This window comes from Macrococcus brunensis (genome assembly GCF_004359615.1).
Classification (GTDB): Bacteria; Bacillota; Bacilli; order Staphylococcales; family Staphylococcaceae; genus Macrococcus; species Macrococcus brunensis.
This window is the reverse complement of the sequence record NZ_SCWA01000003.1, coordinates 31339-52763: the sequence shown is the minus strand read 5'-3', so window position 1 is coordinate 52763 and position 21425 is coordinate 31339. Positions and strand designations below refer to the sequence as shown.

20 protein-coding genes are annotated in these 21425 nt (G+C 42.4%); 16 read left to right on the top strand and 4 right to left on the bottom strand.

Annotated elements, in window-relative coordinates:
* The first annotated feature begins 8 nt into the window (after nucleotides 1-8).
* From ERX27_RS02085 to ERX27_RS02060, 6 genes are all read left to right on the top strand, one after another.
* Nucleotides 9-773: a TSUP family transporter gene (locus ERX27_RS02085; RefSeq protein WP_133431180.1), complete on the top strand. Its 765-nt coding sequence runs from the start codon at nucleotides 9-11 to the stop codon at nucleotides 771-773.
* Nucleotides 774-845: 72 nt separating this feature from the next.
* A complete protein-coding gene (gene sppA / locus ERX27_RS02080; RefSeq protein ID WP_133431179.1) occupies nucleotides 846-1850 on the top strand; it encodes a signal peptide peptidase SppA in 1005 nt (334 codons plus the stop codon).
* A gap of 8 nt (nucleotides 1851-1858) precedes the next feature.
* Nucleotides 1859-2401 carry an RDD family protein gene (locus ERX27_RS02075; protein WP_133431178.1) on the top strand — a complete coding sequence of 181 codons (543 nt, stop codon included), beginning with the start codon at nucleotides 1859-1861 and terminating at the stop codon, nucleotides 2399-2401.
* Nucleotides 2402-2453: 52 nt separating this feature from the next.
* On the top strand, nucleotides 2454-2951 hold the full coding sequence (gene tpx, locus ERX27_RS02070; protein WP_133431177.1) for a thiol peroxidase: 498 nt from the start codon (nucleotides 2454-2456) through the stop codon (nucleotides 2949-2951).
* A 49-nt stretch (nucleotides 2952-3000) separates the two neighbouring features.
* Complete coding sequence (locus ERX27_RS02065) at nucleotides 3001-3939, top strand: class I SAM-dependent methyltransferase (protein ID WP_165983050.1); 939 nt, start codon at nucleotides 3001-3003, stop codon at nucleotides 3937-3939.
* 74 nt (nucleotides 3940-4013) lie between these two features.
* Entirely contained in the window at nucleotides 4014-5216 is a 1203-nt protein-coding gene (locus ERX27_RS02060) for an acetate kinase (RefSeq protein ID WP_133431175.1), read from the top strand.
* Between the two features lie 52 nt (nucleotides 5217-5268).
* Here the strand turns inward: ERX27_RS02060 and ERX27_RS02055 are convergent, their stop codons facing one another.
* Nucleotides 5269-5766 carry a universal stress protein gene (locus tag ERX27_RS02055; RefSeq protein WP_133431174.1) on the bottom strand — a complete coding sequence of 166 codons (498 nt, stop codon included), beginning with the start codon at nucleotides 5764-5766 and terminating at the stop codon, nucleotides 5269-5271.
* Nucleotides 5767-5896: 130 nt separating this feature from the next.
* Between ERX27_RS02055 and ald the strand changes: the two genes are divergently transcribed.
* A complete protein-coding gene (gene ald, locus ERX27_RS02050) occupies nucleotides 5897-7018 on the top strand; it encodes an alanine dehydrogenase (protein ID WP_133431173.1) in 1122 nt (373 codons plus the stop codon).
* 45 nt (nucleotides 7019-7063) lie between these two features.
* Here the strand turns inward: ald and ERX27_RS02045 are convergent, their stop codons facing one another.
* Entirely contained in the window at nucleotides 7064-8122 is a 1059-nt protein-coding gene (locus tag ERX27_RS02045; RefSeq protein ID WP_133431172.1) for a M24 family metallopeptidase, read from the bottom strand.
* 92 nt (nucleotides 8123-8214) lie between these two features.
* Here ERX27_RS02045 and ERX27_RS02040 point away from each other — a divergent pair, with 92 nt between their 5' ends.
* Complete coding sequence (locus ERX27_RS02040) at nucleotides 8215-8898, top strand: metal-dependent hydrolase (protein WP_133431171.1); 684 nt, start codon at nucleotides 8215-8217, stop codon at nucleotides 8896-8898.
* Nucleotides 8899-8911: 13 nt separating this feature from the next.
* Nucleotides 8912-10204, top strand: coding sequence for a DRTGG domain-containing protein (locus tag ERX27_RS02035; RefSeq protein ID WP_133431170.1), 1293 nt, complete (start codon nucleotides 8912-8914; stop codon nucleotides 10202-10204).
* A gap of 12 nt (nucleotides 10205-10216) precedes the next feature.
* Here ERX27_RS02035 and ERX27_RS02030 read toward each other — a convergent pair whose 3' ends face one another.
* On the bottom strand, nucleotides 10217-10567 hold the full coding sequence (locus ERX27_RS02030; RefSeq protein ID WP_133431169.1) for a YtpI family protein: 351 nt from the start codon (nucleotides 10565-10567) through the stop codon (nucleotides 10217-10219).
* A 53-nt stretch (nucleotides 10568-10620) separates the two neighbouring features.
* On the opposite strand from ERX27_RS02030, the gene ERX27_RS02025 reads away from it, so the two are divergent.
* The 7 genes from ERX27_RS02025 (at nucleotide 10621) to pyk (ending at nucleotide 19812) form a co-directional block, all read left to right on the top strand.
* A complete protein-coding gene (locus ERX27_RS02025; RefSeq protein WP_133431168.1) occupies nucleotides 10621-11565 on the top strand; it encodes a DHH family phosphoesterase in 945 nt (314 codons plus the stop codon).
* A gap of 10 nt (nucleotides 11566-11575) precedes the next feature.
* Nucleotides 11576-14665, top strand: a complete 3090-nt coding sequence (locus tag ERX27_RS02020; protein ID WP_165983049.1) for a DNA polymerase III subunit alpha — start codon at nucleotides 11576-11578, stop codon at nucleotides 14663-14665.
* A gap of 87 nt (nucleotides 14666-14752) precedes the next feature.
* Nucleotides 14753-15175: a FadR/GntR family transcriptional regulator gene (locus ERX27_RS02015; protein ID WP_165983048.1), complete on the top strand. Its 423-nt coding sequence runs from the start codon at nucleotides 14753-14755 to the stop codon at nucleotides 15173-15175.
* The gene (gene accD, locus ERX27_RS02010; RefSeq protein ID WP_133431165.1) at nucleotides 15168-16040 is read left to right on the top strand and encodes an acetyl-CoA carboxylase, carboxyltransferase subunit beta; all 873 of its coding nucleotides are present in this window, start codon (nucleotides 15168-15170) and stop codon (nucleotides 16038-16040) included. Before ERX27_RS02015 ends, accD begins: the two co-directional genes overlap by 8 nt.
* Entirely contained in the window at nucleotides 16024-16959 is a 936-nt protein-coding gene (locus ERX27_RS02005; protein ID WP_133431164.1) for an acetyl-CoA carboxylase carboxyltransferase subunit alpha, read from the top strand. Before accD ends, ERX27_RS02005 begins: the two co-directional genes overlap by 17 nt.
* 110 nt (nucleotides 16960-17069) lie before the next feature.
* A complete protein-coding gene (pfkA, locus tag ERX27_RS02000) occupies nucleotides 17070-18029 on the top strand; it encodes a 6-phosphofructokinase (RefSeq protein WP_133431163.1) in 960 nt (319 codons plus the stop codon).
* Between the two features lie 25 nt (nucleotides 18030-18054).
* A complete protein-coding gene (pyk, locus tag ERX27_RS01995; RefSeq protein WP_133431162.1) occupies nucleotides 18055-19812 on the top strand; it encodes a pyruvate kinase in 1758 nt (585 codons plus the stop codon).
* Nucleotides 19813-19847: 35 nt separating this feature from the next.
* On the opposite strand, the gene ERX27_RS01990 is transcribed toward pyk, so the two are convergent.
* The gene (locus ERX27_RS01990; protein WP_133431161.1) at nucleotides 19848-21206 is read right to left on the bottom strand and encodes an amino acid permease; all 1359 of its coding nucleotides are present in this window, start codon (nucleotides 21204-21206) and stop codon (nucleotides 19848-19850) included.
* Nucleotides 21207-21425: the final 219 nt, after the last annotated feature.

The following is a 21425-nucleotide window of genomic DNA, read 5'->3' as shown; positions in this document are numbered from 1 at the left end:
GATAAAAAATGGATATACAGATGCTGATCATGATTATTATATTTGGTTTTTTAGCAGCTTTTATTGATGCAGTCGTAGGGGGAGGAGGACTGATATCAACGCCTGCACTGCTCGCGACAGGTATGCCACCTGCAGTGGCTTTAGGAACAAATAAACTAGCCAGTTCTTTCGGTTCTTTAACGTCGACGATTTCTTTCATCAAGTCCGGTAAAGTAGACTTCAATATAGTCGGGAAGCTCTTTCCGCTGTCTTTTATTGCTTCTATATTAGGTGCGTTGACCGCCACGGTCCTGCCACCCGCACTGTTGAAACCGATTATTATCGTGATGTTGTCAATCGTTCTTGTCTACACACTTGTCAAAAAAGACTGGGGAAATGAAACGACTTACAAGAAGTTCTCTCCGTTAAGAATGCTGCTGTTCTGTTCGATTCTAGTGCTGATTGGTTATTATGACGGATTCATCGGTGGCGGCACAGGCAGCTTTCTTTTATTTGCTTTATTATTTGTTGGTTTCGATTTTCTGCGTGCTGCCGGCAATGCCAAGTTTCTGAACTTTGCTTCTAATATCGGTGCGCTCTTACTATTCATGGTGGTAGGCAAAGTGGATTACATGGTGGGTTTTGTGATGGGTGCTTCAATGATTGCAGGGAGTTACGCAGGCAGTCAGTTCGCATTGAGAAAAGGTGTCTCATACGTCAAAATGCTTTTCATCATCGTGACTCTTTTATTGATCGGAAAAAATGCCTATGACTATATTTCAATGCACTTTTGATAAGTGCTGTAAATTTTAGGGTGGTTTCTGTTATATTATAAGGAGATACTAAATGTTGGAAAGGGAGATAAGATGAGTAAAAGAATTATTGCATTATTAATTGCTGCCGCATTACTGATTTTAGCAACGGCTTCGTCGTTATTTACAACGAACTTCATGGATAGCTTCACTCAGGAGTTTGAAGGACAGCTTGATACAGGTGAACTGGCAGAAAGTTCTCTTGAAGGAGACGATCTTGGTCATCGAATTGCTAGAATTGAAGTAGATGGTGTTATTCAGGATACAGGTAGTCCAAGTCTTTTTGCTGAAGAAGGATATAATCATGAGACGATGATGAAAGAACTTGAGCAGATCAAAGAAGATGAGTCAATCAAAGGCGTCCTGATGGTTGTCAATTCTCCAGGGGGCGGTGTTTACGAGAGTGCTGAAATTCATAATAAAATAGAAGAACTGAAAAAGTCCGGCAAGAAAATCTATGTCACGATGAAAAATATAGCAGCATCAGGCGGTTACTATATTTCAGCTCCTGCCGACAAAATCTTCGCTTCTCGTGAGACACTGACTGGGTCGCTCGGTGTTATCATGCAGTCGATGAACTATAAAGAACTTGCTGATAAGTATGGCGTCAAATTCAACACGATCAAAAGTGGTGCTCATAAAGATATCATGAGCCCGACAAAAGAAATGGATGCTGAAGAACGTAAAATTCTTCAGTCGTTAGTTGATGAAAGTTATGGCGAATTTGTCAGAGTCATTTCTGACGGACGTGGAATGTCACAGGCTGAAGTACGCAAGCTTGCAGATGGCCGTGTTTATTCAGGACTTCAGGCGCAAAAGAATGGCTTAGTTGACGAGCTTGGACTTGAAGAAGACGCTTTAAGCGCCCTGAAAAAAGAAATTAAAGCAAATGATGCAGAAGTCATTGAATTTGCGCCAGCTGATTCATTCTGGGGCAGTAATCCATTTGCTGCGAACTCATTTGTTCAGAAGATGATGGGTAATGATGATTTATCAGCGATCAAAGAACTGATGTCTAAACGTCAAGGTACAACACCTATGTACCTTTACGGAGAGTAGGTGCAGATATGAGTGAAAGAATTGTGTACCCCTCTTCAATGGTAGAAGGTTATGAACGTGATATCATCAATAGCACGCATGCAGGGTTTGGTGTGCGACTGGTTGCGTTTCTTATCGATGGCATCGTTGTCGGAAGTCTGAAAGCCATCATTTTAAATCCACTGGCGAAACTATTTGACTGGGATCTCAGCAGCTATGTATGGGCACCTATTTTCAGTATTGAGAACATTGCGTCGTCCATGATTTTCTTCTTGTACTTTATTCTGATGACCTGGTTCTTCCGTGCGACACTTGGTAAGATACTGATGGGTCTGAAAGTCATTTCGGCCAATGACAAACCGCTGAACTTTCTGCAGGTTGTCACACGTGAATGGTTTGGACGTTATATCAGCGGATTCCCAGGTTATCTGCTCTATCTCGTCGTCTTGTTCAACCCAAACAAGCAAGGTATTCACGACATGCTCAGTGATACCGTCGTGATTTACGAAAGACAGGAGCGTTTACGCGACCGTCTGATGGCTCCTTTCATGAAACAAAATAGTACGCTTTAACTTTAATTCATGATAAATTAAAGATGAACTTATTCATAAGGAGGAATTATCAATGACTCAAGTGACATTTAAAGGAACACCGATGACATTAATCGGTGAGCAGGTTAAAGAAGGTACTGTAGCACCGGATTTTTCAGTACTTGCAAATGATTTAAGCGTTCGTACGCTTGCTGATTTTGAAGGTAAAAAGAAATTAATCAGCGTGGTACCATCAATCGATACAGGTGTATGCAGCACGCAGACGCGTACATTCAATGAAAATGCGTCAGGTATTGATAATGCAGTGGTTATCACTATTTCATGTGACCTGCCGTTTGCACAAGCTAAATGGTGTGCAGGTAATGGACTTGAAAATGTTGTGACACTTAGCGACCATAAAGACCTGTCATTTGGCACAAGCTACGGTGTCGTGATGGAAGAATTGAGATTGCTCGCACGTTCAGTATTTGTACTGGATGCTGATAATAAAGTGGTTTATACAGAAATCGTACCAGAAGGAACAGATCACCCTGACTACGATAAAGCAGTAGAAGCACTTAAATCAATTTAATAACTTGAACTGCCCTTTTATGGGCAGTTTTTATTTGAAAGGAAATAACATGGAATCAATGATTGAAACTCTATTTAATACGTTAGACGCTAAAACAAAAGAATTACAGCAGGACAACGGTCATAGTTTTATCGAGAACCTGGGGCTCGCGATGGAAGATATTTATATGAATCAGCGGGAGATGCTGGAGCAAAGCACGCTCAGTGACCGCCGTAAAGCCTTTCAGTTTGCTTATTTAAGTATGCTGAAAGAAGAGATGATTCAACCGAATCATCAGATTACGCCTGATAGTATCGGCTATTTTGTCAGCTATATGGTGAAAATGTTCACTGAAGACGTCACTGATATTACCATCCTTGATATAGCGAGCGGAACAGGTCATCTATCTGCAACCATCAATGAACAGAACCCTGATAAATCATTTCAGCATGCGCTTGTAGAAGTAGACCCGGTGCTTGCGCGGGTCAGTGTTCACCTTGCGAATTTCCTGGAAGTTCCCTTTGATATCTATCCTCAGGACGCAATGATGCCGCTGCAGGTAGACGAAGTCGACGTCGTGGTCGGAGATCTGCCGGTCGGCTATTATCCTGTTGACGAACGTAGCCACGAAATGAAGCTCGGTTTTAAAGAAGGTCATAGCTTCTCTCATCACTTAATGATTGAACAAAGTGTGCAGGGACTTAAACCTGGTGGATTTGCGATGCTTATCGTTCCAAGTCAGTTATTTGAATATGACCGAGTAGAACAGCTCCAGCAATTTATTGCTACAGAGACCTATATGCAGGCCTTTTTAAATTTGCCAAAAAGCTTGTTTAAGACAGAATCTGCACAGAAATCCATCCTCGTACTGCAGAAGAAACCACTGGAAAATAGTTTGCCAGTTGAAGTGTTGCTAGCAAATATCCCCGACTTCAAAGACAGTCAGGCGATGAAAAAATTCCTTGATGAATTCAATGAGTGGTTTGAAATTAACAGAAAAAATAAATAACTGTTATATTCATTGATTAATTGCTGTAATAATGGTTAAATAGCATATGTATATAAATAACGAGGAGGATCCTTATGAAAAAAATTATGGCGATCAACGCCGGTAGTTCTTCATTAAAATTCCAATTATTCGAAATGCCAGAAGAAAAAGTTCTGACTAAAGGCTTAGTAGAACGTATCGGCATGAAAGATTCTATTTTCACAATCTCTGTCAACGGTGAGAAAATCACTCAGACTTTAGATATTAAAGACCATGAACAAGCGGTTAACATGATGCTTGAAGAAATGAAAAAACACGGCATCATCAACGATATCAACGACTTAGATGGTACAGGTCACCGTGTTGTTCAAGGTGGGGACTTATTCCCGACTTCAGCACTTGTTACTGACGAAGTAGAGAAGCAGATTGAAGAATTAATCGAGCTTGCTCCTCTTCATAACGGTCCAAACTTAATGGGTATTCGTGCATTTCGTAAAATGCTTCCTAATATCCCACACGTTGCTGTATTCGATACATCATTCCATTCAACAATGCCTGAATCTGCATTCCTTTACAGCACACCTTACGAATACTATACAGACTACGGTGTACGTAAATATGGCGCACACGGTACAAGCCACAAATATGTATCTCAACGTGCAGCTGAATTAATGGAACGTCCAGCAGAAGAACTGAAAATTATCACTTGCCATATCGGTAACGGTGCTTCAATCACTGCAGTAGATGGTGGTAAATCAGTTGATACATCAATGGGCTTTACACCACTTGCAGGTGTGACAATGGGAACACGTACAGGTGATATCGATGCAGCAGTTATTCCGTTCGTAATGGAGAAAACAGGTAAAACAGCAGAAGATCTTATCATGAACGTCTTCAACAAACAATCAGGTATTTTAGGTATCTCTGGTATCTCAAGTGACTTACGTGACGTTGAAGAAGCAGCAGAATTAGGTAAAGAACGTGCTCAGTTAGCGCTTGATATCTACGTTGACCGTATTCAGAAATACATCGGTTCATACGCAGCGGTACTTCAAGGTTTAGATGCTATCGTCTTCACTGCAGGTGTAGGTGAGAACTCTGACTTAATCCGTGCTAAAGTACTTGATAACTTCAAATTCATGGGTGTGGAATACGATCCAGCATTAAACAATGGACTTCGTGGTAAAGAAGCATTCATCAACACAGAAGATTCTAAAGTAAAAATCATGATCATCCCTACAGAAGAAGAAGCGATGATCGCACGTGATACTATGGAATTCGGTAAAATCGAAGCGTAATAAATCGAAGCATAATAAAAAGACTCTAGTCCTGGACTAGAGTCTTATTTTTTTATTGATTATCTTGTTTAAACTGTTCTGTCGCGACTTCTGGTTCGAAGTTTTCTGGTAATGTTTCTGTACGAACGACAAGCACATCACATTCAGAGTGACGAACAATCGCTTCTGACACTGAACCAATAATAAAACGTTCAACGGCATTAAGTCCAGTTGAACCACACATGATCAGGTCAACATTCATTTTGTTCGCTAATCGTTTAGGGATAATAGTTTTTGGTGAACCATATTCTGTGAAGATTTCTACATTTTCAACGCCACGTTCTAAAGCTACATTTTTGTAACCTTCAAGTAATTTATTGCTGTAGTGAGCAGCGCGTTCAGAGATAGAACGGTCGTATGCTTCAACACTAGCATAGCTTCTCGTGTCGATAACATTGACGATTGAAAGTTTGGCACCATTACGTTTTGCTACTTCAACTGCTTTGTTGAACGCCCATTCAGCTTCGCTTGAACCATCAACCGCAATTAAAATGTTTTTGTAGAATAACATATAAATCCCTCCCAAAGTCTTTTTCTGACTTCATTATAGCACAAAAAAATATTTTTTAATTAAAAATGTTTGCGTTTTCATTTTAAAGTGTTAAACTGAAACCGCAAACAATTATTAGGAGGAATTAGCAATGATTATTGGTGTACCTAAAGAAATTAAAAACAACGAAAACCGTGTCGCTCTGACACCTGCTGGCGTGTATTCTCTTGTTCAGTTCGGTCACGAAGTATTGATCGAAACGACTGCTGGTGAAGGTTCTTACTTCACAGACGCTGACTACACTGAAGCAGGCGGTAAAATTGTTTCATCTGCTGCAGAAGCATGGAAAGCAGAAATGGTTATGAAAGTTAAAGAACCACTTGCTTCTGAATACCAGTATTTCAGAGAAAATCTGATTCTCTTCACATATCTTCACCTTGCACCAGAACCAGAACTGACTAAAGCGTTAATCGACAACAAAGTAGTAGGTATCGCATATGAAACCGTTCAAGCAGACAATGGTTCATTACCACTGTTATCTCCTATGAGTGAAGTAGCTGGACGTATGGCAACTCAGATCGGTGCTCAGTTCTTGCAACGTACAGGCGGCGGTAAAGGTATCTTACTTGCTGGTGTACCAGGCGTTGAAAAAGGTAAAGTGACTATCATCGGTGGTGGTCAAGCAGGAACAAACGCAGCGAAAATGGCAGTAGGTCTTGGTGCTGACGTAACGATTCTTGACTTAAACCCTGCTCGTTTAGCACAGCTTGATGACTTATTCGGCAGCAAAGTACAGACTCTAATGTCTACACCATTCAATATCGCTGAAAGCGTTAAAAACAGTGACCTTGTTATCGGTGCCGTATTAATCCCAGGTGCTAAAGCTCCTAAACTTGTAACAGAAGAAATGATTCAATCTATGAACCCTGGTTCAGTTGTTATCGATATTGCAATCGACCAAGGTGGTATCTTCGAAACAACTGATCGTATCACGACTCATGATGAGCCAACTTATGTGAAACATGATATCGTTCACTATGCAGTAGCTAACATGCCAGGCGCTGTTCCTCGTACTTCTACAATGGCACTGAACAACGCAACAATTCCTTACGCACTGCAGATCGCTAACAAAGGTTATGTAGAAGCAGTAAAATCAAATAAAGCATTATTCAAAGGTATCAATACTTTAAATGGTCACGTCACTTTCAAAGCAGTTGCAGAAGACCAAGGTTTAGAATTCAAAGACGCAAGCGAATTACTTGCTGACTTATAGAAAGAACAAAAGACATGAACGCAAAGTTCATGTCTTTTTTTATGCTTATTTAGAGTAGTGAGTCAGTAATTCATAGCCGTCTTCTGTAACGAGCAGATCATCTTCAACTCGTACACCGACTTCGCCGGGCACATAAACACCAGGTTCAATCGTGAAGACCATGCCTTCTTGCAGGACATCTTCATTTGTAGAAGAAATGTCAGGGAATTCATGAATACTGATGCCGAGGCCATGGCCGAGACGATGAGGGAATTGTTCGCCGTATCCCTGTTCATTAATATAGTCACGTGCTGCAGCATCAATATCTGCAATCTTGACACCAGGCGCAACTTTTTCAATTGCACGCTTGTTGGCTTCAGTGACAATGGCATGAATGCGCTGATGCAGTTCTGACGGCGCGCCGAATGGAATGGTTCTTGTGATATCAGAACAATAACCTTTATAAACAACGCCTAAATCGAAGAGGACATAGTCACCTTCTTTAAGTGTATTACTGCCCGGCGTACCGTGAGGATTGGCTGAATTGTCACCGAAAAGCACCATCGTCTCAAAACTCATCGCCGTGATGTCATCAATCTGCAGCATGTTATTTTCTATGACTCTAACAACTTCCTGTTCAGTGATGCCGACTTTTAAGTGCTCAACACCGATCTGTACAGCCTGATCAGCATATTGAGCAGCCTGCTTTAAGATGCTGACTTCGTCATCAGTCTTGATATTACGCATCTCCTTGATTGTCTGATCAATAGCGACTGTATCTTCAACAGCAAAATGACTCTGTAATTCTGCTAATCGTGCGACAGTCAGATGTTCACTTTCAATGCCGAGACTTGTGAGTTTGAATGATTGGATTAAGTACGGATTTTCAGTATCCAGATAACCGATGATATTGCCATCAAATACTTTTTTTGCTGATTCTACTTCCATCTTAGGGACAAAAAGTGTCAGTTCGCTGTCAGTGATCAGCAATGACAGTAATCGTTCATGCGGATTGGATAAGAAACCTGTCAGGTAATTGATGTTCTCAGGATTGGAAATCCAGATGCCGTTCAGCTCTTCTGAAGCAAGAAGTTCTCTTAGTCCGTTTAATTTTTCATTATTCATTTCGTTCCACACTCCTTCATATGTCCCATCATATCAAAAGACAGTGCAATGAGGTATAATAACAGTAAATAATGAAGAGGAGTGAAGTAGAAATGGAAGTGACTTTTCACGGACAATCTTGTATTTCTTTTGAGGCAAACGATAAGAAAGTGATTGTAGATCCTTTTATTACAGGAAATCCTTTATCAGATTTAAACGTTGAGGAAGTAGAGGCTGATTTCATCGTGCTGACACACGGACACGGCGATCATTTAGGTGACACGATTGCGCTTGCGAAACGTACAGGTGCGCTGGTCATCGCCCTGCCGGAACTCATCGATTATCTGGCGACAAAAGGTGTGGAGAATGGACATCCGATGAACATCGGAGGAAACCGGGCATTTGATTTTGGTCAGGTTAAATTTGTTCAGGCCTTTCATAGTAATTCCTATACCGAAGAAGACGGAAGCATTGTTTATTTAGGGATGCCGTGCGGTCTTATCTTTACTCTAGGTGAAAAAGTGATCTATCACGCGGGTGATACAGGTCTATTCTCCGATATGAAGCTGATTGCTGACAGACATCCTGTTAATCTCTGCTTTATTCCAATCGGTGATAATTTTACGATGGGCATTGACGATGCAAGCTATGCAATCAACCATTTTATTAAACCGGATATAACAGTGCCGATTCATTATGATACGTTTGATCTGATTAAACAGGATCCTGAAGTATTTAAAAGCAAAGTAGATGGAAAGGTAGAAATTATACAGCCGGGTGAATCCGTCACATTATAATTGAGGTGCCAGCATGACGAAACATGAACAAATTATCAAACATATAGAAGTGCTCAAAGTGGGCAGCAAAATTTCCGTCAGACAGATCGCTAAAGATCTGTCTGTTTCAGAAGGAACAGCATATAGAGCGATTAAAGATGCTGAAAACAGAGGCATCGTCTCTACAATGGAACGTATCGGAACAATCCGTATCGAGAAAAAAACGCGGGAAGCGATTGAAAATCTGACATTTGCTGAAATCGTCAAAATTATTGACGGTCAGCTGATCGGTGGCCGTACGGGACTTCATAAATCTCTGTCGCGCTTTGCTATCGGGGCAATGGAGCAGGAAGACGTCACAAAATATTTAGGTGAGAACACCCTGCTCATTGTGGGCAACCGTGAGAACATCCAGCAGCTTGCACTTGAAAAAGGCAGTGCGGTACTCGTGACAGGTGGATTTGCAGTCAGTGATTCAATCAGACAGCTGGCCGACCAGAAAGGTCTGCCGATTCTATCGACGAGCCATGACACTTTTGCCGTGGCGAACATCATCAACCGTGCGCTTTATGATCAACTGATTAAACAGGAAGTCCTGACGGTCGCAGAGATACTGATTCCGGTCAGTGAGACCAATGTCTTGTATGAAAACGATACAGTAGGAGACTGGAAAGCTTTGTCTCACAGCTCAGGTCATACACGTTTTCCTGTACTGGACGATCAGAACCGTGCTTATGGCATCGTAACGAACAAAGATATTATTGACCTGGATAACAGCATGAAAATAAAACGCATCATGACGAAGAATCCTATCACGGTTAACTTGAGCTCAACCATCGCGACTTGTGCACATGTCATGATATGGGAAGGCATCGAGCTTTTACCGGTCGTCAGCAAGAATCATCGACTGATTGGTATTGTCACACGTGAAGATGTTCTGCGCGCCATGCAGTCGATAGAACGTCAGCCGCAGATTGGTCATACGTTGAATGATCAGGTGCTGAAGCAGATGAAGTTCGGAGATGATATCACCATCCGAGTGACGCCGCAGATGTCCAATCAGCTCGGAACGATGAGTAAATCTGTATTCGTCGCCATCATAGAAGAAGCGACGAAACATCTGCTCAAGCGGGAGCGACGAGGTGAAGCGCTTATTGAAAGCCTGAACATCTACTTCCTGAAAACAGTACCGATTGATACAGTCCTCACAATCTCATGTGAAATGCTGGACCTTGGGCGGAAATTCGCGAAGATGGAAGTGACGATTCACTCTGAAGAAGAAATCGTCTCAAAAGCCATGCTGATGTGTCAGCTGATAGAAGCATAAAAAAAGAAAGCATTATGCTTTCTTTTCTTTCTCAAGTTCTGCCCATGCACGGTCTTCTTCTGCAAAATGCTGTTCGAAGTAGCGCATTGCACGTACACCGTAACTGATATTGGCAACTGCGAAGACAATAAGGACGGCGCAGATGAGATAAGTCACCAGGTTTGTGAACTGGATGATCTGATTAAATGAAAAGGCAACTAAGAAGATGCCGAACATCATTCTGCCGCGGGCACGATACCATGCGCGACGTACTTCACGATTCGTTCTGAAGTAGCGTGCCACCTGGTATAAAGTCAGGACGAGCGAAATAATCATGACAGCCAGCGCAAATGATGCAAGATAGGGTGATATTGTATTCCACATAATGAACAACCTCCATCTGCATTATAGCAGAGGATTTGCTAAAAGGAGAAACTATGACTAAAAATAGCATCAAATTGTTACAGAACTGGCTCAATAATTACGATACCATTATTCTGCATCGACATGTACGCCCAGATCCAGATGCACTGGGCTCTCAACTAGGTTTTAAAGCACTCTTGCAGAAGATGTACCCTAATAAAAAAATACTGGCCACTGGCGAAACAGTTGATAACCTGGCATTCATCGGCTCAATGGATGAAGTGCAGGATAGTGACTACCAGAATGCACTTGTCATTGTGCTGGATACAGCCAATGCGGCTCGAATAGATGATGCACGCTATCATTTAGGAGATAAACTGGTCAAGATTGACCATCATCCGCCTGTAGAAAATTACGGGGACATCAATATCGTTGATACAACAGTATCCTCTACAAGTGAATTAATCGCTGAACTGCTGATGCAGTTTGGCTTTGGACAGGACTATCTGAACACAGAAATCGCGGAGCGCCTCTATATCGGTATTGTGGGTGATACGGGCCGTTTCCTCTTTAACAATACATCACCACGCACGATGGAGATTGCAGGTATGCTGTTGTCATATGATTTTGATCATACAAAGATGCTGAATCAGATGAGTCAGCGGACACTTGAAAGCATGCATTTTCAAGGCTATGTGCTGCAGCACTTCAGTTACGAGGACCATGTTGGTTTTATCTTTATTACAGAGGATATCCTGCAGCAGTTCAAAATCAGTGCAAATGATGCCTCGCTTTTCGTCAATAGTATAAGCGATGTAGCAGGGATTGAAGCCTGGGTCTTTGCAGTGGATGAAGGCAATCAGATTCGCGCACGCATCAGAAGCAAACGAGCACCTATCAACACGCTTGCTGCACGATATAATGGCGGCGGTCATCCGATGGCTAGCGGCGCAACAGTTTACAGTAAAGAAGAACTTGAGCAATTGATCAGTGAGTTAAAATCTACAGTCAAAGAGTGAGGTGAAAGTGATGGTCGTGCATCTGAATATTCATACTGCTTATGACCTGCTTGCATCAACAGTCAGAATAGATGAAGTCATCAGCCGTGCAAAAGAAGCGGGTCAGACCGCACTTGCCATCACAGACACCCATACCATGTACGGTGTGCAGGCATTTTATACGAAGTGTCTGGCGCAAGGCATCAAGCCGATTATCGGTATGACAGTCTGGCTGACAGAAGGTCCTGATGAAACAGAAACTATTCTGCTTGCGAAAAATCTGGAAGGTTATCATAATCTTATTCGACTGTCCTCACGTATTCAGCTTAAAGAACTGGACTTTGTATCAGAAAAATTACTGAAGCAATATCTGGAAGGGCTCATCGTTATTTTCAAGCAGGCGCATAACGGGTTTCTGGAACTATTCCCGGGAAGCTATGCCTGTCATCTGTCTGACGTCAGAGCGGAGCAGAAAGTCTATGTCAGCAGTGTGAAATATATGGAGTCAGCTGGTCTGACGGATCTGAATGTTTTACAGGCCATCGAGAATAATCAGAAGATGGCACTGGATCAAGTGACAGGGGAAGACTTCTTTAGAACTTCTGAGTCCTTGTCACATGTCGAGCGTCCGTTTTTAGAACGAACTGAAGCAATTGCAGCGATGTGTGACGTTCAAATTCCGCAGCTGCACCATCTGCCGAAATTTCAGACGCCAAACGGTGAAACGAGTGATGATTATTTAAAGCAGCTGTTGGACGAAGCATGCACTGGTTTTACTGAAGTATATAAGGCAAGAATGGAGAAAGAGTATCAGATCATTACGGATATGGGGTTCAGTGACTACTTCCTGATTGTCAGTGATTTGATCCGTTATGCGAAAAGTCAGGGCATCCTTGTCGGCCCGGGACGTGGTTCTTCAGGGGGTTCTCTTGTCAGTTATCTGCTGGATATCACCATGATTGATCCGATTAAACATCAGCTGTTATTTGAACGATTTTTAAATCCTGAACGGGTGACGATGCCGGATATCGATATTGATTTTGAGGATACAAGACGTCACGAAGTCATCGAATACTGTGTAAAGAAATACGGCGCATTTAATGTAGGAGGCATCGTGACGTTCGGCCATCTGACGGCTCGCGCTGTGATGCGCGATGTCGGACGGATTCTGCAGTTTCCCGATTCCGATTTAAAGTTTGTTTCTCACCTCATTCCTAAAAAACCAGGAACTATGCTTGAGGATGCCTATCAGAACGCAGAGTTCAAGCAGTTTACCGAGCAGGACGACGCGCATCGGCAGTGGTATACTATCGCCAAGCGTCTGGAAGGTTTACCTCGCCATACTTCTACTCATGCAGCGGGTATTATCGTTCATGACCAGCTGTTGACGAATTACGTCCCGCTCATTAAAGGAGACACGCTGAATTTAACGCAGTGGACCATGACAGAAGTCGAACATCTGGGATTACTGAAAATCGATTTTCTGGGTCTGCGCAATTTAACGATTATTCAGCGTGTCTTAAATGCGAGTCGGCAGAAACTGACGACGAAAACGATCAATTATCATGACCCGCTTGTTTTTGATGCCCTCAGTCAGGCGGATACAACTGGGATTTTCCAGCTCGAATCTTCTGGTATCAGGCAGGTACTGCGTCAACTTGAACCGCAGAACTTTGAAGATATTGTCGCCGTACTCAGTCTGTACCGTCCCGGACCGATGGAACAGATTCCGCTTTACATTGAAAGACGTCATGGTCAGCCGTTTGACTATCTGCATCCTGATCTTGAGCCTATTTTAAAATCAACTTATGGTGTCATCATCTATCAGGAACAGATTATGCAGATTGCGAGTCAGTTTGCAGGTTTCACTTTAGGGGAAGCCGATACGCTTAGACGCGCAATGAGCAAAAAGAAACGGGATGTACTGGAAGCTGAACGTCAGCATTTTATCAGGGGCAGCGAGCAAAATGGTTATGATACAGCGACAGCCGAGGCGATATACGAGCTGATTATGAAATTTGCTGATTATGGTTTTCCCAGGGCCCATGCGGTTGCTTATGCGCAGATCGCCTATATGATGCTTTATTTAAAAGTTCATTATCCAACCTATTTTTATGCGGCAACAATGAGCAACGTGATCGGCAGTGAAGATAAACTTGCCGATTTAATCGCTGAAATGAAGGCAAAACAGATGACGTTTAAACCGCCTTCTATCAATCAGTCGCACTGGTTTTTCAGAGCAGACCAGGATCAGGTTATTCTGTCACTCGGTATGATTAAAGGAATGGGTTACCGGACGGTAAAGGAGATAGTGGACGAACGGCAGAAAGGTCAGTTCCTGGACATCTATGATTTTATGCAGCGTATGCCTAAACGATCAGTTTCAAAAGCAGCGCTCGAGGCGATGATTGTAACAGGTGTCTTCGATGAATTCGGACAGACGCGTGCAACGTTACTCGCGTCCATTGACAGTATTATGGATATGGAACAGGGACAGGAGGATGACCACTTTCTCGAGGAACTGGGTTTCAGCCTGAAAAAAAGTTATCAGGATCGCCCTGAAATGTCAGAAGAGAAACGTACACAGTATGAAGTGGAGTATCTCGGTTTCTATCTATCGACACATCCAATTGAGAAGTTGTACAATGACCATCTTTATCTGCCGCTTTTTAAGCTGAATCATATGGACCAGTCAAACTGGCTGCTCGTCAGTTTGACGTCGGTCAAAGAGATTCGCACTAAAAAGGGGCAGCTTATGGCTTTTGCGACCGCAACAGATGGCTCGACAGAAGCTGAACTGGTCATTTTTCCATCTGCATTTGAGCGTTTTGAAGCGGTGCTTAATGAGAAAGAGGTCGTTATCAGAGGCAAACGAGATGATAAAGGGAAAATCATTGTGGAAGAGATGGCTACTTTTAAGCAGTTCAAAGATAATTATATGAACAGAGTGAAAGAAATCTATCTTCTCAAAGAGCCTAAGATACCGCTGGAAGATGGAGAGATTGCGCTTCTGTTCTTTGACTATGCAACAGGTCAGTCTAAGCAGATTGCTACAGTGAATCAGAAGACAATGAAGCAGCTGCTAGCACATTATTCGCCTGAACTGATCCGCCTGATTTAACTTTATAAACTGAAATGATTATGATATATTATTCCTTAGTGGTCAGACCACTAAGGAATTTTTACTTTACATACTAGGAGCAGAATGATGAACACTGCAAAACAAAAAGGGTTTATATCTGTTGTTAAAGAACTCGAAAACTATATGATAGCCCATGATCTGTCTGCTGGAGACAAACTACATTCAGAGCGGGATTTAAGTGAAAAGATGAATATCAGCCGGTCCAGTATTCGTGAAGCATTAAGAGCGATGGAACTCATCGGTATCATCACGACTAAAAGAGGCGAGGGAACCTTTCTCTCCAATGTAGATGACCATCAGCTTTTTGAAATTATCGGCCGCTTTTTAATCTATTCAGAAAAACAGAAGAATGAAATCACAGAATTTAAGCAACTTTTAGAAGGATTTATCAGTCATCACGGGGACAAGAATAGAATTATCTTTCGTGTCTACAGATTGATCAAACGTTACGATAAAGTATTCAGCGGGAAGGGGTCCGAGCATGATTAAAGATTTATTTAAACGTAATAATGGCAATAAGAAATATGTGGCAGTACCCAAAATAAAGGCAACAGACGTTCCTGAAGGTATCATGGTGAAATGTCCGAAGTGCGGTAAAATCATGTATACAAAAGAACTTAACAAAAACCTGAATGTCTGTGTGGAATGTAACTTTCATTTAACGATGACGGCACATGACCGCATTCAATCTCTCGCTGATAAAAACAGTTTCGTTGAATTTGATGCAGAGATGCTGTCGGAGAACTTGCTCGATTTCCCTGATTATATGGAGAAAGTTGAAAAAGACAGAAAGAAAACTCAGCTGAATGAAGCAGTTGTAACAGGAACGATCAAAATTGACGGTATGCCACTCGGAATCTGCGTCATGGATTCCAGGTTCCGTATGGGGTCGATGGGTGCTGTAGTAGGAGAAAAAATCTGCCGTGTCATCGACTACTGTACTGAACATAAGCTGCCATTTGTTATTTTTACGGCGAGTGGCGGAGCGCGAATGCAGGAAGGTATTATTTCATTGATGCAGATGGCGAAGACTAGTGTTGCGATTAAACGTCATAGTGATGCGGGCGGGCTTTACATCGCATATATGACACATCCGACAACAGGTGGAGTCAGTGCCAGCTTTGCTTCTGTTGGTGATATCAATCTGGCTGAACCGGAAAGTCTGATCGGTTTCGCGGGCCGACGTATTATTGAGCAGACCATCAATGAAAAACTGCCAGACGATTTTCAGACAGCAGAATTTTTACTGGAGCATGGTCAGCTGGATAAAGTCGTTCACCGCAAGGATATGAAACAGACACTTAGTCAATTAATAATGATGCACGGAGGTAAAGCAGATGACACTGGAATTTGAGAAACCACTTGCAGTGCTGGATAACAGAATCAAGGAACTGGAAAAGAAGAGCAGTGAAGAAGAACTGAAACAACTGAAAGAAGAACGTGCGGAACTTCAGAAGAAAATATATCGTGAACTGGAACCTTGGGATCGGGTCCAGATTGCACGCTTAGGTGTCAGACCGACGACTCTTGATTATATCTATGCGATTTTTGACGACTTCATTGAACTGCACGGCGACCGTACTTATGGTGACGATGCAGCGATGATCGGCGGCATCGCTATGTTCCATGACACACCCGTTACCGTCATCGGTCATCAGCGCGGAAAAGATACAAAGGACAATATTTACCGCAACTTCGGTATGGCACATCCTGAAGGTTATCGTAAAGCGCTGAGATTGATGAAACAGGCAGAGAAGTTTAAACGACCGATTATCTGTTTTATCGATACGAAAGGAGCTTATCCTGGTAAAGCAGCAGAAGAGCGCGGGCAGAGTGAGTCAATAGCCCGCAACTTAGTGGAGATGGCGGGACTATCAGTACCCGTTATTTCGATTGTTATCGGTGAAGGTGGAAGCGGTGGCGCTCTAGGAATCGGTATCTGTAATCATCTGCTCATGCTTGAGAATTCAACTTATTCAGTCATTTCCCCGGAAGGCGCAGCCGCTCTTCTCTGGAAGGATAGTACACAGGCTAAACGTGCCGCTGAAACGATGCGAATTACTGCGCCTGACTTACTTGATTTAGATGTTGCAGACCGTGTAATCGAAGAAGTAGTTGGAGGCGCTCATGAAGACGTTGAAAGACAAAGTGAAAAAATTGCGGAAGCCATCTCTGATTCTCTCTCTGAACTGACTCAATTATCTGCTGATGAACTGATCAATCAGCGCTATGAAAAATACCGAAATATCGGTTCCGGCCAGTCATTTAACTAAGAATATGATGTGAAACGTTTTCATTTTCAACCCTGTTTGCAATTAATAGCATCCTACTTTTTTTTGTGGTACGTTATAAATAAATACCGACAAAAAGTGAGGAAGCCATTATGAAAAAGATTGCAGTATTAACGAGCGGTGGAGATTCACCGGGGATGAATGCGGCTGTACGTGCAGTAGTCCGTAAAGCGATTTATCACGATCTGGAAGTATACGGTGTCTATCAAGGCTATCAAGGTCTGATTACCAACAATATCAAGCAGATGGACCGAGGAGCGGTAGGGGACAAAATTCAGCGTGGTGGTACTTTTCTCCAGTCTGCAAGATGTCCTGAATTCAAAGAACCTAAAGTTCGTCAGCAGGGGATTGAAAATCTGAAGGCATTAGGTATCGAAGGTCTTGTCGTCGTTGGGGGAGACGGCAGCTACCGTGGTGCTCAGCGTTTGAATGAAGAAGGAATCAAGACAATTGGTATTCCAGGAACGATTGATAATGATATTAACGGTACAGATTTCACAATTGGTTTTGATACAGCTCTGAATACTATCATTGAAGTAGTCGATAAAATTCGTGATACTGCATCCAGTCATGAGCGAACTTTTATCATCGAAGTTATGGGACGCGATGCAGGAGATCTGGCATTATGGTCAGCGCTTGCAGGCGGTGCAGAAACTGTGCTGATTCCTGAATTCAAAAAAGATGTTCAGGAAATTGCGGACAAGATTCAACAAGGGATTGAGCGTGGTAAAAAACACTCGATCATCATCGTAGCTGAAGGGGTCATGTCTGGTAAAGACTGCGCTGAAGAACTAAAAAAATATATCAATGTAGATACACGTGTCTCTGTTCTAGGTCATATGCAGCGTGGTGGCTCACCATCAGGCATCGACAGAGTGCTCGCTTCTCGTTTCGGTGCTTATGCAGTGGACTTACTCATGAATGATGAATCAGGTTTAGCAGTGGGTATACAGAATAACAAACTGACAAAGACGAAGTTTGAAGATATCTTCTCAAGTCAGCATAAAATTGATGAAGATATGTATCGCCTGACGAACGAACTATCGATTTAATTAAACTGATAATGGGGGAGAAATAATGAGAAAAACGAAAATTGTATGTACGATTGGTCCAGCTTCGGAATCACCAGAAATACTTGAACAACTGATGACAGCAGGGATGAATGTTGCGCGTCTGAACTTCTCACATGGTTCTCATGAAGAACATGGTGAGCGTATCGCACGTATCCGTGAAACAGCCCGAAAACTGAACAAGACAGTAGCCATCCTGCTTGATACGAAAGGGCCTGAAATCCGTACGCATAATATGGAGAACGATAAGATTGAACTGCAGAAGAATACATCAGTTGTCATCAATATGCAGGAAGTACTTGGCACAGCGAACGAATTCTCTGTGACTTACCCTGAATTGATCAACGATGTTCATGTCGGTTCAACGATTTTATTAGACGATGGTCTGATTGAACTGAAAGTGAAAGACTTAAAGCATGATGAAGGTAAAATTGTCTGTGACGTCATTAACGCTGGTGAACTAAAGAACAAAAAAGGGGTTAACCTGCCAGGCGTTAAAGTCAACTTACCAGGTATTACTGAAAAAGATGCTGAAGACATCAAGTTTGGTATCGATCAGCAAGTCGACTTTATTGCAGCCTCATTTGTTCGTCGTGCAAGCGATGTTCTTGAAATCCGTAAGATTCTTGAAGACCGTAAATGTACAACAATCCGCATCATTCCTAAGATTGAGAATGAAGAAGGTATCGATAATATCGACCAGATTCTTCAGGTGTCAGACGGGTTAATGGTTGCTCGTGGCGATATGGGTGTTGAAATTCCAGCAGAACGTGTGCCGTTAGTTCAGAAAGAATTAATCCGTAAGTGTAATGCACTTGGTAAGCCGGTCATTACAGCTACGCAGATGCTGGATTCTATGCAGCGTAATCCGCGTCCGACCCGTGCAGAAGCAAGTGACGTTGCGAATGCGATCTATGACGGCACAGACGCAGTCATGTTATCAGGCGAGACAGCAGCCGGCCAGTATCCTGTAGAATCAGTAAAAGTAATGGCTAACATCGCTTTTGCTGCAGAAGAAGCACAGGATTATAAGTTCCTGCTGAACGCTCGAACAAAATTAAATGAAACAAATATGGTCAATGCAATTGGGGTTTCTGTGGCTCATACAGCGCTTAACCTGGACGTACAGACTATTGTAGCTGCGACAGAAAGTGGTCACACTGCTCAGATTATTTCTAAATACCGCCCGCATGCACACATCATTGCGATGACGCCTTATGAGCAGACAGCTCGTCATATGGCTCTAGTCTGGGGAACGATTCCAGTCGTCAAAGAAGGCAAGAAAACGACAGACCAGCTGCTGGAACAGGCATCAGAAGCAGCTATTGAAGCAGGTAGCGTGGAAAATGGCGACCTGATTATTATTACAGCGGGTATCCCGACAGGTGAAGCTGGCACGACGAACTTTATGAAGATTCAGCTCGTAGGTGACGAACTCGCTACTGGTCAAGGTATCGGTCGTACATCAGCAGTCGGGCGTATCGTAATCGCTAGAAATGCTGGAGAGTTAGCTGACAAAGATCTGACAGATGCAGTTATCATCACGCATTCTACAGATGCTGATATGGTGCCTTATCTTGAACAGGCAGTCGCTATTGCAACAGAAGAAGGCGGACTGACAAGTCATGCCGCTGTTGTAGGACTGACACTTGGAAAACCGACCATCGTCGGCATAGAAGGCATCTATGATAAGTTTGAAAACGGCGCTACTGTAACAGTAGATGCACAGCATAATAAGATTTATGCAGGTCATGCCAAAGTATAAAAAAAGAAGCTCATCCCTCGGATGAGCTTCTTTTTTTAAGCTTTTTTACCTTTCATATCAAAACGATACATCAGGAAAATCAGTACGAACCAGAGTGGTGTAAGCGCAACGCCGATTCTTGTGTCAGGCGCCATGAAGAGCAGCGCAAACATGAAGATGAAGAAAGCTAACAGTACGACGGCAGTCGCCATACCACCAGGTGTCTTGAACTTAGAAGCCTGATGTAAGTCTGGGCGTCTCTTTAGATAGACCATATAAGAAATCGTGATCAGTGACCACACAACAATGAAGAATACAGTTGCGAGTGTTGTCACGAGTGTGAATACTTGTGAAGCATTCGGAATCATGTAGTTCAGTAATACAGAGATTAAAAGTAATGCACTAGAGAAAATAACTGCATTAGCAGGAACGCCTGTTTTGTTTGTCTTTTCAAAGAAGCCTGTTCCTTTTGCGTAGTGTTTACTTAAGCCGTATAACATACGGCTGTTTGAGAAGATACCACTGTTACAAGATGAAGAAGCAGATGTGATAACAACGAAGTTAATTAAGCTTGCTGCAAAGACAATACCAATCATTTTGAAGAGCTCAACGAATGGGCTGAGTTCTGGATTGATCTGATCCCAAGGCGTGATACTCATGATAATGGTTAAAGCACCCACGTAGAATAAGATGATACGAATCGGTACATTGTTGATTGCTTTTGGTAACGTTTTTTCTGGATCCTGCGCTTCACCGGCTGTTACACCGATTAACTCAATTCCGACAAAACTGAAGACTGCCATCTGGAAGCTGAGCAGGAAGCCGTTGATTCCGTTCGGGAACCAGCCGCCGTGACTCCATAAGTGAGTAAGTGATGCATGACCGAATGGTGTTTTAAACTGAATGATGATTAAGAAAATACCGACTAAAATCAGTGCGATGATGGTAATAACTTTAATGATAGCGAACCAGAATTCAAGTTCACCGAATAATTTAGCTGTTAATAAGTTTAAAGTCATTAAGAAAAGAATGGTGATCAGTGCCGATAACCAGGTCGGAAAGTCCGGCCACCAGAAGTTGATAAACTGTGCAACAGCTGTTACTTCGGCCATCCCTGTAACAATCCAGCAGAACCAGTAAGTCCAGCCTGTCATATAACCTGCAAATTCACCTAAGTAATCTTTAGTGATGTCTGTAAATGAATGATAGTTCAGGTTAGAAAGTAATAACTCTCCTAGCAGTCTCATAAACAAAAAGAAGATAATTCCTAAAATTCCGTAAGTCAGCAGAATTGACGGACCTGCAAAGTGAATGGATTTTCCAGCTCCAAGGAATAACCCGGTACCAATCGCGCCCCCGATCGCGATCAGCTGGATATGACGATTCGTTAATGTTCTCTGAAGATTATTATCCATAATATTTCCCCTTTTCTAGTTTTGAAATAATATAACGTTTTAATCTCCAAAAGCATATAACGAAATATTCTAAATTGCAAGAAAATTTTTGAATGCGATTTCATAAGTAAAACTTATAGCTAGCAATAAATAATATCAAAGTATTGAAAACGTTCACATATCTGACTGGTTTCTGTATAATAATCATGTAAAGTAATTTCGAAAGAGTACGAATATAAG